At 62.4% G+C, this 16,160-nt stretch carries 12 protein-coding genes; 4 read left to right on the top strand and 8 right to left on the bottom strand.

Annotation, left to right across the window (positions count from 1 at the left end; all coding sequences use genetic code 11):
• The first annotated feature begins 1 nt into the window (after position 1).
• Genes ACI5KX_RS14615 through tagH form a run of 3 tightly spaced genes read left to right on the top strand, consistent with a single transcriptional unit; the run spans position 2 to position 4,156 of the window.
• Entirely contained in the window at positions 2-1,990 is a 1,989-nt protein-coding gene (locus ACI5KX_RS14615) for a type VI secretion system Vgr family protein (protein ID WP_406811486.1), read from the top strand.
• A gap of 37 nt (positions 1,991-2,027) precedes the next feature.
• A complete protein-coding gene (locus ACI5KX_RS14610; protein ID WP_406811485.1) occupies positions 2,028-2,615 on the top strand; it encodes a DUF6931 family protein in 588 nt (195 codons plus the stop codon).
• The gene (gene tagH, locus ACI5KX_RS14605) at positions 2,612-4,156 is read left to right on the top strand and encodes a type VI secretion system-associated FHA domain protein TagH (protein WP_406811484.1); all 1,545 of its coding nucleotides are present in this window, start codon (positions 2,612-2,614) and stop codon (positions 4,154-4,156) included. Before ACI5KX_RS14610 ends, tagH begins: the two co-directional genes overlap by 4 nt.
• A gap of 9 nt (positions 4,157-4,165) precedes the next feature.
• On the opposite strand, the gene ACI5KX_RS14600 is transcribed toward tagH, so the two are convergent.
• The 6 genes from ACI5KX_RS14600 to tssK are packed head-to-tail and all read right to left on the bottom strand — an operon-like array spanning position 4,166 to position 13,749.
• Positions 4,166-6,208 carry a serine/threonine-protein kinase gene (locus ACI5KX_RS14600; RefSeq protein ID WP_406811483.1) on the bottom strand — a complete coding sequence of 681 codons (2,043 nt, stop codon included), beginning with the start codon at positions 6,206-6,208 and terminating at the stop codon, positions 4,166-4,168.
• Positions 6,205-6,936 (bottom strand): PP2C family protein-serine/threonine phosphatase, encoded by a 732-nt coding sequence (locus ACI5KX_RS14595; protein ID WP_406811482.1) that lies wholly within the window; start codon positions 6,934-6,936, stop codon positions 6,205-6,207. The genes ACI5KX_RS14600 and ACI5KX_RS14595 overlap by 4 nt, the downstream gene beginning before the upstream one ends.
• Entirely contained in the window at positions 6,933-7,439 is a 507-nt protein-coding gene (gene tagF, locus ACI5KX_RS14590; protein ID WP_406811481.1) for a type VI secretion system-associated protein TagF, read from the bottom strand. The genes ACI5KX_RS14595 and tagF overlap by 4 nt, the downstream gene beginning before the upstream one ends.
• Entirely contained in the window at positions 7,421-10,912 is a 3,492-nt protein-coding gene (tssM, locus tag ACI5KX_RS14585; protein ID WP_406811480.1) for a type VI secretion system membrane subunit TssM, read from the bottom strand. The genes tagF and tssM overlap by 19 nt, the downstream gene beginning before the upstream one ends.
• 24 nt (positions 10,913-10,936) lie before the next feature.
• Positions 10,937-12,415, bottom strand: a complete 1,479-nt coding sequence (gene icmH / locus ACI5KX_RS14580) for a type IVB secretion system protein IcmH/DotU (protein WP_406811479.1) — start codon at positions 12,413-12,415, stop codon at positions 10,937-10,939.
• Complete coding sequence (gene tssK / locus ACI5KX_RS14575) at positions 12,412-13,749, bottom strand: type VI secretion system baseplate subunit TssK (RefSeq protein ID WP_406811478.1); 1,338 nt, start codon at positions 13,747-13,749, stop codon at positions 12,412-12,414. Before tssK ends, icmH begins: the two co-directional genes overlap by 4 nt.
• A 113-nt stretch (positions 13,750-13,862) precedes the next feature.
• Here tssK and ACI5KX_RS14570 point away from each other — a divergent pair, with 113 nt between their 5' ends.
• Entirely contained in the window at positions 13,863-15,212 is a 1,350-nt protein-coding gene (locus ACI5KX_RS14570; protein ID WP_406811477.1) for a M23 family metallopeptidase, read from the top strand.
• Between the two features lie 3 nt (positions 15,213-15,215).
• On the opposite strand, the gene ACI5KX_RS14565 is transcribed toward ACI5KX_RS14570, so the two are convergent.
• Together ACI5KX_RS14565 and ACI5KX_RS14560 are read right to left on the bottom strand one after the other, a co-directional pair.
• Positions 15,216-15,710 carry a DUF4123 domain-containing protein gene (locus tag ACI5KX_RS14565; protein WP_406811476.1) on the bottom strand — a complete coding sequence of 165 codons (495 nt, stop codon included), beginning with the start codon at positions 15,708-15,710 and terminating at the stop codon, positions 15,216-15,218.
• Between the two features lie 11 nt (positions 15,711-15,721).
• Complete coding sequence (locus ACI5KX_RS14560; RefSeq protein ID WP_406811475.1) at positions 15,722-16,153, bottom strand: PAAR domain-containing protein; 432 nt, start codon at positions 16,151-16,153, stop codon at positions 15,722-15,724.
• Positions 16,154-16,160 lie beyond the last annotated feature (7 nt).

The following is a 16,160-nucleotide window of genomic DNA, read 5'->3' as shown; positions in this document are numbered from 1 at the left end:
GATGACGTCTGAATACCGCGAGACAAAACTGACGACCGACCTTGGCGGGGAACAGGTCGATTTCGTTTCGATGACCGCGCGCGAGACGCTGTCCCAACCGTTTGAAATCGAGCTGCAAATTACAGCGGCGCTGGGTGAGATCGACCTCGCCCCGCATCTCGGCGAGAAGATTTCGCTGGAGCTTTACGAGGAGCAGGAACTCGTCCGCCACTTCAACGGGATCCTGACCGAAGCGGTCCACTTGCGCGAGGAAGGCGACGGATTCTACTACAATCTCTCTCTGCGCCCCTTCACACATTTCATGGACAGCCAGCGCGGATTCGCGATCTATCAGGAAAAAACCGTCCTCGACATCATCAAGGACGTGTTTTCGCGCGCGGGGATCAGCGACTACGAATTGCGCACCAGCGAAAGCTACGAGCCGTTCGAATACTGCGTGCAATATGCCGAAAGCGACTTCCAGTTCGTGTCACGGCTGATGGAGCAGGAAGGGCTCTATTACTTCTTCGAGCACAGCAATCAGAAGCATCTGATGGTGATCTGCGACAAGGCCAGCACGCACAAGCCCGGCACCGTCGACACGCTGGCATTCAACCCTACAGGTGGCACAGCGCAGTCCTATCGCGCTTCTTCCGATCTCGGCGGGCATCACATGCTCGAGCGATGGACCGAGCGCGTGGCGAGCACGGGCCACGAAAAGGTCTCGCTTCGGGACTACGACTTCAAGAAGCCGACCAAAGCGGTCGAAGGCAAGGCAGTCGACAGCGGGCAGCACCCCGAGGATTCCAAGGAGCACTACGATTATCCCGGCCAGTTCATCGACAAAAGCAGAGCCGACAGGCTGAGCAAGGTCAGGCTGGAGGAATTCCGGGCGCGGAGGCAGACCTATTCGGGCCAGACCAGTTCGAAGGGGATCTGCACCGGCACGACGGTAAAGGTCGAGAACCACCCGACGAAGCGTCTCAACGCCGAGTACATGATCATTTCGAGCTATCATAACCTGCGCTCGCAGAGCTATCATTCGGGCACGGGTGTGCGCGACCGTGATCAGGTCAATTTCGTCGCGATCCCGGCCAAGACCCAGTTCCGGGCGGAGCGGAAGACCGAAAAACCGCGCGTCATCGGCGTTGAGTCGGCGATCGTGACCGGTCCGGCAGGCGAAACCATCTACACCGACGAATACGGTCGCGTAAAAGTTCGCTTCCACTGGGACCGCGCCAATACGCCCGACGAACAATCGACATGCTGGATCCGCGTCTCGCAGACCGGAGGACTGGGGAATGTCATTCTGCCGCGTGTCGGACACGAAGTGCTGGTCGACTTCCTTCACGGCGATCCCGACCAGCCGGTGATTACCGGGCGAGTCTTCAACGCCGAACACATGCCGGTATACGAGCTGCCCGCGAACAAGACTCGCGCAGTCTGGCGCACGCTCACCTATGGCGACCAGAAGCCATACACCCAGGCCGAAGATCTCGACACGGGCAAACCCAAGGCGAACGAAATCCGGTTCGAGGACAAGGGCGGCAAGGAAGAGATCTTCGTCCATGCCGAGCGCGATATGAATGTCCGCATCCGCTACGACACCAGTACGCACATTGGTCACAACGAGGAATTGAGAGTCGGCTATGACCGCCAGCGCTATGTCAAGAATGACGAGAAGGTGACGATCGACGGAAACAAGGAATACACGCTCAAAAAGAACGAGAAGAACACCATCACCGACGGCAGTCGCGAGACAACCATCAAGATGGGCAGTGACGATTTGAACGTGAAGATGGGGAACATCTCCATCAAGGCGGATATGGGCAAGATCACGATCGAGGCGATGCAGGAGATCGTGCTGAAAGTGGGCAACACCTCGCTCAAACTCACGCAAATGGACGCCACGCTCAAGGCGATGATGACCAATGTGAAGGGCGATGCGATGACCGAAGTTTCGGCCGGCGGCATTTTGACGGAAAAAGGCGCGCTGATTAAGATCAACTGATCTTGCCTATCCCGGTGGGCAGGGCTTCAGCGAGGCAATGGGGGCCGCAATGACCAAATGGACCATCGTAATGTGGAGCGCCGCGCTCCAGATCGCGAAAGAGGCAGGCCTCCCGCAGGATCTCTGGCCGGGCGAGGATGTCGCGCCGGAGGACTTTTTCCGGTCGCTGCGCGAAGGCGACGATCCCATGGCGGCGATCTCCTATGCCGCGTGCGCCCTACCCAAGCTTGAAGCGATCGAGTGGGCGCTCGCCTCGCTTCCCGAGGTTCCCGAGGACGATCCCGATTACTCGCAGAAAATGCTACTGCGCGACAGCGCGCGGCGCTGGGTCGACGAGCCGGATGACGAAAACCGCAGGGCCGTCTTCGCGCTCGCCGAAAACTCGAACAACGAATGGCCCGAAACGCTGATCGGCCTTGCGATATTCTTTTCGGGTGGTTCGATCGCTCCGGAAGACAACGCGCCGGTTGCCGTTCCATCCGATGTGTGCATGAAGCTGATAGGAGGAGCGCTGCATTCGATCGTCGCGGCGAAGGCGATCGAAGATCCGGGCTTTGCGACACGGGCACTCGATCTCGCGGACAAATTTGCGGTAAGGGGGCGTGAGGCACTCACGGCAACATGACCCTAACTCTCAAGATCGTAAACAAGTCACAGTTGGAAAACGGCAGCAGCACCGAGCTGGTCCTGAACAATCGCGGGGCCAAGATCGGACGCTCGATGTCGTGCCAGTGGATCCTGCCCGATGACACGCGCACGCTCTCCGGCACGCACTGCGAAGTGCAATTCCGGCACGATGATTACTATCTTGTCGACGAGGGCAGCACCAACGGCACCTTCCTAGGCAATTCCGAGGACCGTCTGGACCGCGCCCACAAGATCGCGCCCGGCGATCGCTTCCGAATCGGACCCTATGTGGTCGAGGCGCGCCTTTCTGGGTCGGCGCTTCACAAGTTCGAGAACGAAAGGCAGCAGGAGGAGGACTCCAAGCGGCAGCCGGGATTCTCCGATTGGGACGATGTCCCCGGAGGCCGCCCCCCTGCCGCGGCATCGCAACCGCAGGGCTTCGAAGACGACGGAGGGTGGGACCTTCCCGGGGCCGCTCCCGATCGCTCGTCCAACTGGTCGGAAGAGGTTTCGCGGAGCTCGACCGACCCGACCGCCGATGACGTCTTCGGCGATTTCACCGCCAAGAACCAGGTCGACTGGACCAGCGCGGCGTGGACTGTCGACGAAGGGTTCGATCCTTTTGCTACCGACGCGGACGAGAGCGAAGGCTTCGCCCCGATCGGGGACCAGCCGCAAGATAGCGATCTTCCGGCCGAGTTTTCGGAGCCGAGCAGCGATCCGTTCGGCGGACCGCTCGACAGTGGTACTGACGATGCGTGGCCGGAAGCGCCTCCAGCGTCAGAGCCTTCGCCCACGCCAGGCGGCGATCCGTTCGGCTCGCTGGATGGTTCGTCCGCTCCCGAGCCCGCACCGGCACCGCCAGCAAGCGCGCCGACCGAGTTTCCGTCGCCTTCCCCGACCCCCGCGCCAGCGCCAGCTCCAGCTCCAGCAGCACCGAGCTCGCCTGCTCCTGCTCCTGCATCCCCGGATGCGGTTTACGCAGCGTTGCTGGGTGCACTTGGCGTGCCCTCGAACCAGGTCACCATCCCGCCGGGCGAAGCTTCGGCAAAGGCCGGGCGGATGCTGCGGCACCTGCTTGCGGGCCTGATGATCCTGCTCGAAGCGCGTGCCCGGGCCAAGGAGGAAATGGGAGCGACCGGAACATCGCTCGGCTTCGACGGCAACAATCCGCTCAAATTCGCGCGCAATGTCGACCAGGCACTGCAGATGATGCTCAACCCCAAGATGACGGGCTACATGGAAGCCGAGACGGCGATCGAAGAAGCCTATCACGATCTCCAGGCGCACCAGATCGCCACCCTCAAGGCGATGCAGGGGGCCCTGCGCGAAACCCTCAACCGCTTTTCTCCGGCCGCAATCAAGGCGCGGACGAAGGAACAGGGCCTTCTGGCAAAGGTCATGCGCGGCCAGCGCGAGGCCGCACTCTGGAAAGCCTACGAGAGCCAGTTCAGCGGCGTGGCCGAAGGCTCCGCCGAAGCGTTTCTCGAAGTGTTCTCGAAGGAATTCCGCCGCGCCTACGAAGAGGCGAGCCGCTAGGGTCCGGCCTTACCCGGGCTGCCGGTCTTCGACCGTGAACCACACCGCATCGACCTTCCACCCGTTGGCCCTTGCACCCTGACTAAAATCATTCGCCCAGCCTTCGTCGAACTCGGGGTTCTGGCCCGCGGCGGTGTTGATCAGCGATTTGGGCAGCGGCTGCGGGCTTGTAACCACGATGAGTCCCCGTTCACGTCCATCGCTGAGTTCGGCAGGGTAGTTGACCTGGAACCCGCTTGCCGTCGCGTCGCCCTGCAGGAACTTGATATACTCGTTGGTCTCGGAGCGATCTTGCGTGAAGGCGAACAGTCCGCCTGCCGCATCGAATGTGATCAGCGCGATTTCCTCGCCCGGCTGCACGTTCTGGACCTGCACGAGAGCCTTCGCATAGCTCGCTTCTTCCAATGTCCCGCCATCGACCGCGATCGACTGGCGTAGCGCTTCATAGCTGCTTTGCGGCGTCGTGATCAGCGGTTGATCGCTGCGCGCAGCACGCATCGCATTGATCGCCGGGCAGTATTGCTGCGAGAACCGCACGACATTGCTGAAGTCGAGCGCTGGCGAGCTTGCTCCAGCCGATTCCAGGGCGCCTGCGAGAAGCGTTTGCGCCTCTGCGGGGTTGGCAGCCCCGCCCTTGAACCGGGCCGTCGATCCGCTCGCCCCATCGAAACTGAGCCAGGCGCATTCGACATTGGCTGCCGCCGTAGCGGCGAGCCGCGCAAACTGCGGTGAGCCGACGTCGAGCTGCCGCTGCGGCGAAGAGTCCTCTCCGGTGTTATCGGGTGCGGCATCGACGATGGGGCCACGGGACGGAACCTCCTCTTCCCCGCCGAAACTCGTCAGAACCACCGTAAGGACGAGAAGCAGCACCAGCGCGACTGCGCCGATGCCGATGAGGGCGATCTTGTTCTGTCCCAGTCCACCCGGAAGCGATGCCAACAATCCACCTCCGCCAGTCGAGGACTCCTTGGGCTTGAGCGCGATCGTGGTCTTTTCCTCGACCGGCTCCTCGATAGGTTCGAACTGATCGCCACCAGTGCTGACGCTGTCCGAATTGAGGCGCAGGATGAACTCGGCCATCGACTGCGGGCGGTTGGCCGGATCGGGTTGCAGCGCCATTTCGAAGGCTGGTCGGAAACGCGGCGGGATATCGGAAAGGTCGGGCACCGACATGCGCTTGCGCACCGCATCTGCCGGCGATCCGCCCATATCGGAATGCTTGCCAGCCGCGACCGCTCTCAAGGTGAGGGCGAGGCTGTAAATGTCCGACCAGGGTCCGACATTGCGCCCGTATTCGCCGAGTTGTTCGGGCGCGACATAGCGCAGCTTTCCGGCGAACCCGTCCCCGACGATCGTGGCTGTGTTCTCACGCGCGTCCTTGGCGATACCGAAGTCGATGATCTTCGGGCGTGAGGGGTCGCCGTCCGCGAGCAGAATATTATCGGGCGCGATATCACGGTGGATCGCCCCCAGCGTATGAGCCGTGCCCAGGCCTGCCGCGAGCTTCTGGGTGATCGCCGCGAATTGCTCGTCCGAAAGCTTCAGCTTCCCGAGTTTGTCTTCGAGGCTCGGGCCGTCGATGAATTCGGTGACGATATAGGGCCGCCCCTCGGCATCGCGCGCCGCCAGGCGATACTGGACGATCGCCTCGTGATGCAGCCGGGTGAGCATCTCGGCCTCTTTGGCGAACATCGCCGCGACCAACTCGTCTTTCGCCAGATGCTGCAGCATCACCTTGACTGCCACCCTTTCGGACGGCGGGTGGACATTCACGGCCTCATAGACTTCGCCCATGCCACCGCGCGCCAGAAAGCGAGTGATGCGATAAATGCCATTGAGGACCTCGCCCTCGGCAACCTGGCTATCGGATTTGGGCTTTTCCGCCTCCGGCGGGGCGGATGGGGGCTGCTCGGGAGATGGTACCGGAGACGGCTCGGGGGATGGCGGCGCAGTCTTTTCCTCGGACGACGAACTCTCGCCGTCACCGGCGCCGGGCGTCGTGCCCTTCGGCTGGTAGACGGTGCGTTCGTCTTCTCCGGGTTTGTCGTTCATTCCTGGCCCCCGCCAATCTCGATGACGACCGCAGTGACATTGTCGGGCGCCCCTCGTTCATAGGCACGCTCTATCATCGCGTCGACCGCTTCCTGCGGAGAGCCCTTGCGAATCAGATCGCGGATCTCGGTGTCGGACACGGGTCCGCTCAATCCGTCGCTGCACAGCAGGTAGCGGTCGCCCGGTGCAACCTCGTCCTGCGTGATATCGACCTGCACCTCGGTTTCGACGCCGAGAGCGCGGGTCAGCACGTGCCCCATCGGGTGCCCCTTTGCATCCTCGGGAGAGAGGATCCCCTGATCGAGCAGATCCTGGACGTGCGTATGATCGACCGACAGCTGGAACAGCCCCCCCTGGCGATAGATGTAGGCGCGGCTGTCTCCCACCCAGATCGTCGCGAACTGGCGCCCGCGCAGCAACAGCCCCACCGCAGTGGTGCCCATCGTGCCGCCGCCGTTCTCCTGGACCAGCTGCGCCAGGTGCGCATTGGTCTGGTGCATGCGGTCCGCCGCAAGCGTGACCGCCGACTGGAAATCCTCGGGCAGCTCGATGTCCAGAAACGCGTGGGCAGCCGTGCGCGAGGCAAGTGCCCCGTTTTCATGGCCACCCATCCCGTCGAACACCAGCCAAAGCCCGGCTTCGTCGTTGAGCAGCATCGAGTCCTCGTTGTGCGAGCGCACAAGGCCCGTTTCGCTGCGCCCTGCAGATCGGAAACCGACTTCGATCACACCATGATCTCCCCAATCGCACTCCACTCAGGCACCGTATCGGGTGATGGCAGGCTCGCTTCGGCCCCTTCGGGCAGGAACCAGCCTTCAGCCGCAGGAACGCGCTCGGATCGGGCGAGGCCATCGAGTGCCTCTCTCAAGTCGTCGCTTTTCGTGCCATCCTGCAGGGCGCCCACGAGGCAATCGTAGATCGACTGGGTAAGACAGTCGGGGTCGGTAATGGCGAGGATCGGATAGAGGCGCCCGACGGAATCCATGCTCGGCATAAGGATGGCAGTGCGCGCGGTCGTCTCGATCAACCACGGCGCAGCGACTTCATAGACCGCTTCGAAATCTTCGCCGTGCGCCTCTCGTCCTGCCTTCATCCATTCGCTGAGCCACAGGTCGAACTGGTCGCGCGCTCGATAGGCAACGCCGCGCGCGATGAAATCGCCGTGGCCCGGCAGCTTACCGATGATTGCCGGGTGTTCGAGAACGCCTTCGATCACAGCGTCTCGGGGCATTTCACCGACCAAAGTCCGCCGCCACTGAACGGATTGAGCTCTTCCGGAAAGGAAACTTCGAATACTGCCTTGCCGGGTCCGCGGTTGAATTCCGCCTCGACCGTGTTCTCCGAAATGTTGCGGATTCGCGCCCGTTCGAACAAGCGAAACAGCGACCACGGGCCCTGTTCGGGCCTACGCCACATGACTTCCTCCATCGGATCGAGACCTTCGATACCGGTGTTCGCGAAGATCTTGATTTCCGAGGAGGGCACCATTCCCCCGCCAAACTGCCACTGCAGCGATTGGGAAGAGTTCTCGGCGAGGTCGAACCGCAACGGGATCCCTCCCGTCGTAAGCTCAACGCGGCTGGCCTCGTTTCCAAGGTCGCTCAGCACCAGCGTGAGCGGCAGGCCTTCGTTGATCACTTCCATCAAGGCATCGGCTTTCTGGAGGTTGCCCGGCATCACCGGGTTGAACGAGGCCGCGACCGGATCGCCTTCCTTCCAGCGCCAGAAATCGTCGCTACGGTCCAGATATGGCTCAAGCTGGGCGGAGACGAAGGTCGGGATCGTGCCTCCCGATCCGAATGCGCTGCGCACATCGGAGATGCCGGCATCCTCGTCCGATCCGGCGTCGAAAGGAAACTTGCCCTCCACCGCCTGCACGCATGAGGGCAGGACCTCCCCGGTGTAGGCAAGGTCTGCCTGGCCTTGCAGCATCCCGACCTGGGTTGCTGCACCGCCGGTCTTCACATCCTGCGCGAAACCCTGGATCGGACCGGGTGCCGTCGCGGCTTCGGTATCGAGCTCGCCGCGGGCGCGTGCCATGCCTTCGTTGTTGTCACCTCCCGGACCTCTGCCGATCTGGGTTTCCTCGAACACCTTTCGGATCGAAGCGATGAAGGCCTCGATCCGTCCCGCTTCTTCGCGACTTCCGGTCCAGGTGTTGATCTCGTCGAACGCCATGCGGATTTCGGCATCGGCCGAGAGACCGCGACCTTCCGCCGCCCCCGCCACGCGCGTCACATTACGCACGATCCGGTTGCGGTTGACCTGTTCCTCGAGCAGGTTGCCCGCTTCATCGACCGCGCCGCCTTCGGCGAACAATGTGTTGTCGCGCACTTCGAGCAGCACCTTGCGCAGCGGCGAAGGGTCCTTGGTGAAGGCACGGAAGACCTGCGGGTCGTCGAAGTAATTGCCGGCTTCGAGGGATTCGATCACACGCGTCCAGTGGGCGATGTACTCGCTGGCATAGGTGCCCGAGATACCTGCCGCCAGATTGCCGAGCTCGCGCTGGGTGCTCGCGGTGTTGGCATCGTCTCCCAGCACCCAAAGTTCCGATTCAAGGTCCGAACGAGCGGTCTGCCGCGCGATCAGATAGCTCTTGTCGAACCCGTCCTTGGTGAAGAAATACGGAACCGAGACATTCATGACCTCTTCGGGATTGGCGAAGGCCGCCGCATCGCCCGAGGTCAGGATTGCCGACATGTACCAGTCCTCGTCCGGGTTGGAGGCCTTCTCGCGCATGATCGCATAGGCGCGCTGGGCGAGGCTCATCGTCAGCACGACTTGGCGCGATGCGCGGACCAGCTGGGCATCGAGCGGAGCCTGCTGGCCCTCCCACGCGGCGGAAATGTTGGGATCCTCGCTCAATGCCGTGAGGTGATCGGCCAGCCGCGCGCGGACATTGCTGAGCTCGTTTCCGGGATAGACCTCGTTCGCCCAGTCCTTCTGGATGTAGCGCTGGATCGTTTCGGGATCGATCGCACCTTCGGGCGCGTGCCCGCCGAGCATCAGATAGACCTTGAGCGGTTCATACAGCGCGAGCGCGTCGCCCTGTTCCTGCCGCATTTTCTCTTCGAGCCTGAGCATGATGCGCGGCAGGAGGATACGGCGCAGGCCGATGTGGTAGGCTTCCTCGTTGCGCTGGCTGAGACCGGACTGGAACAGCCCCCACCGCCGCCAGAGCGACGGTCCGCCGTCTTCCTGCGCCTGATATCCTTCAGGCATATTGCGCAGGGCATCGAGCAGCGGAAGCACCTGTTCGAGCGAAGCGTCGTTGTCGCCGATGCGCACGAGATCGAGCCGCGATCCATCGAAATCCTGCGCGAGCGCGAGCGCCTCTGCCGTGGTCTCGCGCTGGAATTCGCGGTTCCCGGCAAAGCTCACAGCCCAAAGAATGACCGTCAACAAGGCGAAGGCCGCAATCGCGCCCACGATCGCGGTCAGTTGGGTCTTGCGCTTGCGCAGCACCGCCGCATCGGAAACCGGGAGGCCCGCCTCCTTGAAGGCGACGTCCTGCAACAGCCGGTTGAGGAAATAAGCCTTGCCTTCGCCCTTTCCTGCCGCGCCCGACTGGTTGCCGTATGCCTGCGTGACGCCTTGCAGGATGCGGTCGATTGCACTGCCGTCCTGCGTGCCCGAGGTGATGTAAAACCCGCGCAGCCGACCGCTCGGGCGATCCTCGTTGAGGAACGCGCCCTCGATCAGGCGGTGCAGCGCAGGCCGCAGTGCATGGAGCTGGCTCGGGAAGCCGAGAATGAGTCCGCGACGGCGAATGTCCTTTTCTTCTTCGAGCCGCTTGGGTTCGCGCTCGGCCACGTCATTCACGAAGTCGTCGAACGCGGTTGTCACGTCTTCGGATGTCAGCTTCGGGCCCTTCCACGGGAAGGTATGGCCCAATACCGCGCGCCTGCCATCGACATCGAGATCGTCGAAATACTCGGTCATGCCCGCCAGCAGGTCGCCCTTGGTCACCAGCAGGTAGACCGGCACTTCGGTTTGCAACGCCTCGCGGATTTCGCGCAGGCGGCGGCGGATGATGGCCGCATGCTCGTCGATCACGCGCACGTCCCCGCGCTGGAGATCGTCGGCCGGAATAGCGACGAACACACCGTTGATCGGTTCGAACGGGCGGTGCTTCCTCAGCAGCTCGAGCAGCCGAGTCCAGCCCGCGCTGTCGACCTCGCTATCGGAATCCTGCGTGGTGTAGCGGCCCGCCGTGTCGACCAGCACCGCTTCCTCTGCGAACAGGAAATCGAGATTGCGGGTCCCGCCGCTGCCCTTCAGCACCTGGTCGGAATAGGGGAACCGTAGCCCCGAATTGACCAGTGCGGTGGTCTTGCCCCCGCCGGGAGGACCGATGATCACGTACCACGGGAGCGAATACAGATATCCGCGCTTGCTGCCGCTGGCCTTGCGAAGCTCCTTGAGAGCTTCGGCCATCCGGCCCTGAACCGCAACGGCCTCTTCCTCACTCGCATCGGGCCCGGCGAGTTCGGCGGCGAGCGCCGCTTCGGCCTTCTTGATCTTGCGACGCCGCAGGAACCACCACAAGACCCACAGCAGCAGGAACAGTCCGCCGAAGAGAGCGCGCACCCACCACGGCTGCATCCATTCGACGAACAACGGAATGCCGAAGCACACCAGCGCGGCGAGCAATACCATGGTGACGATCGATATCGTCCACCAGCTGGTAAAGAACTTTTTCATCGGTCCTCTCCCACGCCTTGAGGATTAATCGCCAAGCTCGACAACGAATTCGACACGGCGGTTCTGCGCCTTGCCCTCGGGCGTCGAATTGGATGCGATCGGCACGGTATCGCCCATGCCGACAACGGTGATGCGCGATGGATCGTCGAGCTGGCCGCGGACGATCTGGGCGACGGTATTCGCGCGCGCCCGCGACAGGGCCATATTGTCCGGAAACTGGATCGTCGGGCTGATCTTGTCCGAATCCGCATGGCCTTCGATCGTGACCGGTCCACTCTCGAGATTGATCGCCTGTCCGATCTTGTCGAAGATCGCCGCACGCCCGCTCACCAGATCGGCCGAGGCCGGTTCGAACAGCGTGCCGACCGTAGTTCTGACCCGGTTCTTCTGAACCGTGACCAGACCCTGGTCGATCTCGTCCGAAAGGAATTCGCGCAAGCGCGCTTCGGTATCGGTCGGCGGCGGAGCGAGTGGAGCGGCGCTGCGATTGAGCGAGACCGGATCGTCGGGGAAAATGGCGGCGACATTGTCGCGCGGATCTTCGCCGGTGAACATCAGTGTCACGAAGAAGATCAGGTAGATCAGGAACAACAGAGCGGCAGCCCCCGCCGCGACGAGGCCGATGACGCTCCAGAAATTGTTCGGCTTGCGCGGTGCGTTCTCGCCCTTCCAGTGGCTCACCACTTCGCTTTGCGAAAGGCTGGGCACATGTTCGAGCGCGCCCACCAGGTTCGACATCACCTGCTGCTTCTTGCTGTAGCCATCGGGCATGGCGCGCGTACGCCCCTCGAACCCGGCAGCAAGGCAGGCATGGAACAGCTCGATCATGTCACGATTTTTCTCGGGATCTCGCAGAATCTCGTTCACGAAATCCCAGAAGCGATCACCCGCGATATTCTCCCGGAAAAAGGTCACCACCATGTTGCGCTGGGCCCATTGCGCGCCGCCACCGCCCGCCCCGGGCAGGTTCTGGGCAATGTCGTCGATCGTGGCGCACAGCGCGTATTTTGCGCGTTGGCGCACGCCTTCGGGATAGACCTTCTGGATTGCGGTTTCGAAGTGGCCGATCGATTCCTTCGCGCGCCGGTGAAATTCACCCATCGAGACCTGCCAGCGCCCCGATTGCACCGCCGCTGCCATCGCCAGAACCGGCGCGGCGTGCGCCATCATCACGTTGCGATCATTGCGCGGCTGGGGCGGGGGCGGCACCGTGTCCTTGAACTTCTCGTCCGAAGAACTCACCGCCGGCCCGCCGCTTGCAGCAGGCGGTCGATTGTCGGCGAACGGATCGTTGCCCAGTGGCTCGAACGACCCGCCCGATGAAGGAGCCGGAGGCGGTGGAGACTGTGGCGGCGCACCCGCCGGTGCCGGCGCGCCCCAATCGTCGTCACCGGAAAATCCGCCTGAGGGAGCTGGGCTTGCCGGAGGAGTCCCGTCCTGGCCGCCACCCTTCTTGAGCGGCGAGGGCCTGAATACGGTCTTGTTCCGGTCGTCTCCGCTCATTGTTTCTGCTTAACCGCCCATAGTTCGAGTTTAAGCTCTGGCCAGTCGTCGGACACGAACAGGCCCATCGCCGGCGCCTCGTAAATCTCGGCCCAATCGGGGCTGCCCCGATCGAGTTCGAAATACACATAGCCGGGAAGGACGTGGATCTGGCTCGGCGGCGTGGTCGTGTGGCGCAGCGGGATACCCGGCAGGTTCGACCCTACGAGCTCGCGCATCTTGGTGTTCGGGCCGATCTTCGACACCGCTGGGAAGCGCTTGCGGATATCTTCCATCGACTTCGTCTTGTCCGCCACCGCGAGATAGATGTAGCTCTGTTTGAGCAGGGTGCGGTTCTTGATGACGTGCAGGAACTGGCCCGGTCCGCGCGAATCGAGCGGTAGCGGCTCGACCGAGCGATCGAATTCGCCAGAAAGCAGCATTTGGAGGAGGTCGATGACCGGATCGACACATCCGGCCAGGTTTTCGTGATCGTATTCGGGCAGCTCGGGCGGGCGCCGCTCCTTGCGGGTCAGAGTCGAAATCTCGCCCGCCATGGCGACGAGATTTTCGAACATCCGCTCCGGATGGATCGCCGGCATCGAAACGAGATGCTTGAGGATCGCGCCCCAGCGGTTCAGCGCCTGCAGTAACAGGAACGCCTTGTACGTGTCCTGGCCGCCCTCGGTCGTCTCTGCGGCACGCAGAGCCAGCTCGCTCACCATCTGCTCGGCCCGTCCGATCAGGTCGGTCAGCCCGTTGCGCAAACGCGAGGCGCGAATATCGAGCGCGGGCGGAATGAAGCGATCGTCAAACACGAGCCGCTTGCCCGAAACTTCGCGAATGCGCGCAATGCCCAGCAGCAAACGGCCTTCGGTTTCATCGGGGGTCAGACCGAATCGTAAATTGGGGGATCCGACCTCGATCTCTTCAGCGGTGCGCTCGGCCGAGAAATTGTCGGTGATCGAGACCTCGGAGACGACAAATCTCGCATCGAGCGAAGCGCCGTCCGCGTCTGTAAACTCGGTCGCGCCCATCTGCCGTGGCGGCAAAGTCAAGTAAACGGTCGCGTCGCGCACTTCTGTGCTCACGGCGACGGGCTGCGGGGAGGGCATGTCGGCAGGTATCGAAAACGGCGTTCCGTCCGGCATGATCCCGCGCGCAGAGCGGATCGCGAATTGGCCGAGCTCGGCAAGCCCTTGATCGATTTCGAGTTCGGCGACCCCCCAGGAATAGGGCAGGGCCCAATCGTGGCGCGCCGCCACGAAGGATTCGATAAAGCGATCCTGCGCCTGAAAGTGCTGCGGCCGAAGGAACATCCCTTCCCGCCAGGCAACACGATTTCGGTCGCTCATACTTTACTCCCCCCAATCCGCACAGTTAAGCACAGCGGGCTTGCCAGATAAAGCATGTGTTTTGTCCTTGGGAGGTTTTCGCATTTTGTGCGACAATGGCGAGAACGGTAGCCATGAACCACGAGTCCACCAGCTTTAATCCCAAGACCTGGGTTTCTCCCGAGCCGCTCGACACGGGCAGCGAAGCTCCGGCAGGTCAGGCGGAGACAGGCAAAGGCGGAAAAACAGTCTGGCTTGGCGTAGGTCTGGCCCTGCTGATCGTGCTGGGCGCCCTCTATCTCTTCTGGCCGACCGGAACAGACGCAGGGGAAGCCGTTTCCGCTGCAATTCCTGATGTCCCGGCGGAATCGACCGAACCGGCTCCGCCTGCAACCGCGACGCGGATTATCCAGGTCCAGGGCATGAACGAGCTGGGCGCATCGCTCCAGACGATGAACGTGCCGCTCGGCGATGCCTATGTCATAGCCGAAGAGGCGGTCGCTGCGCTCGGCGCCGATGCGCCGATGCTGGTAAAAGTGGAACTGGGCGATACCCAGACCGAACCCTTCGTCCAGTCGTTGGTTGCCGAACTCGACAATGGAACGGCGGTTCGGCTCGTCCGGAATGCAGAAGGAAATTACGACCGCGAGAATTTGCTCGAAACCGCGACCACCAAGGTCCGCAGCGTCGAAGGAACGATCGAGCACAACACGTTCTACGTTTCGGCGGTCGCTGCCGGCATGCCGGACAGCCTCGTCAGCGAGTTCACCAAGATCTTCTCGTTCGACTACAACTTCCAGACGGAAGTCGGGATCGGTGCCGATTTCAGCGCAACCTGGGAAGAGCAGGTGACCGAATCGGGCCGTATCGTAGGCATTCCGAAACTGCTGACGGTGACACTCGAAACGCCTTCGAAATCGCGGACCTATTACTCGTTCGTTCCGCCCGACGAGCGCGAGACGCAATGGTTCAACGCACAGGGCACCGGCAATGTCCGTAGCCTGATGCAGACCCCGGTCGATGGCGCGCGAATCACATCGAAGTTCGGGTATCGCACCCACCCGATCTCGAAAGTCCAGAAAAAGCACCGCGGAGTCGACTTCGCGGCTCCCACCGGCACGCCGATATACGCATCGGGCGACGCGACCGTCACCTTCCGCGCGATGGCGGGCGGTGCGGGCAACCTCGTCAAGCTCGACCACGGCGAGGGTATGGAAACCAAATATATGCACCTCAACCAGTTCGCCGCCGGTCTGACCGTGGGACAGCCGGTTCGGCAGGGCGACATCATCGGTTATGTCGGTACGACCGGCGGATCGACCGGGCCGCACCTGCACTACGAGATCTGGATCGACGGAGTGGACACCGATCCGCTCACTTTCGAAACTTCGGAGCAAAAAAGCCTGAGTGGCGATGCGCTGGCGATGTTCAGGGCCCACCGCGACAACCTGGTTTCCGCAGGTGAGGCGATGGCAGCCCGCTAAATCCTATTGCGCGGTGGTCTGCTCGTGCGCAACGGGCGCGGCCTGCGCCATTTGCAGGCCGTTGGCCCATGAATAACGCCTACGTCCCTCCGGGCCGAGATCGGCGATGACAGTATCGATCTTTTCGAAAAACGGTTCGATTTCTTCACGTTCGCTATTCTCTGCGAAAGTCGTGAACACGCGCGGATCCCAGAACCGGAACAGAACCACGTCCCCCAACGGCAATCTGGCTGTGGTGAACTTCCTGAGGTGCCGTCGCAGGGCGGGAAGATCGAGCGAGGATTGCAGCACGATCCCCCAGAAGCGCCCGGATTCATGCCGTCGCCACAGATCGGGCAACTGCTCGCCATCGATCAGCTTGACGAGATAGGGCAACGCGGCGCGCGTCTCCTCCGGGTAATCCTTTTCATACAGGCACGCATAACGGGAGGAGGCGGTAACAATCGGATAAAGCCTCGGATCGGCGGCACCGTCGACGATCGCATACCAATCCTGCATCCGAGGTCAGCCTATTGCTCGCAAATGCGGCAAAACGGCTTCGCCTTCTTGTGCGCGCCGATCATGGCCTTGGTCTGGAGGTTCGGCGCGGAGAAGGGAACCGGTGTGGACATCCCCATTCCGGCACCGGCGCCGCCGCCACCTGCATTGGCGCCATCGCCGATGAGGACGGTTGGAGCGCCCATGACGATAACCCCGCCGTGCGCGGTCATATCGCCCATGCGCGCGGCGGGCAGGCTGCCGACCAGCACTGTTATCGAGCCCTTGACGATGACATCCGGCGGACCCGCGCAAATGCACTGGTCGGACACGCGCGCCTGCGGCATCATCACGGTGAGGACATTGGGCTGTCCTTTGACGATCGGCCCGCCGACATGCGGAACCGGCCCGGGATTGACCATCGGGCAGGTGTGCATATCAGTGATACGTGCGGCAGGCGGCATGCCGAAG

This window comes from Erythrobacter sp. GH1-10, from assembly GCF_045363165.1.
Lineage (GTDB): Bacteria > Pseudomonadota > Alphaproteobacteria > Sphingomonadales > Sphingomonadaceae > Erythrobacter.
Note: the sequence above shows the minus strand (reverse complement) of the source record. Positions and strands in the feature narration are given on the sequence as shown.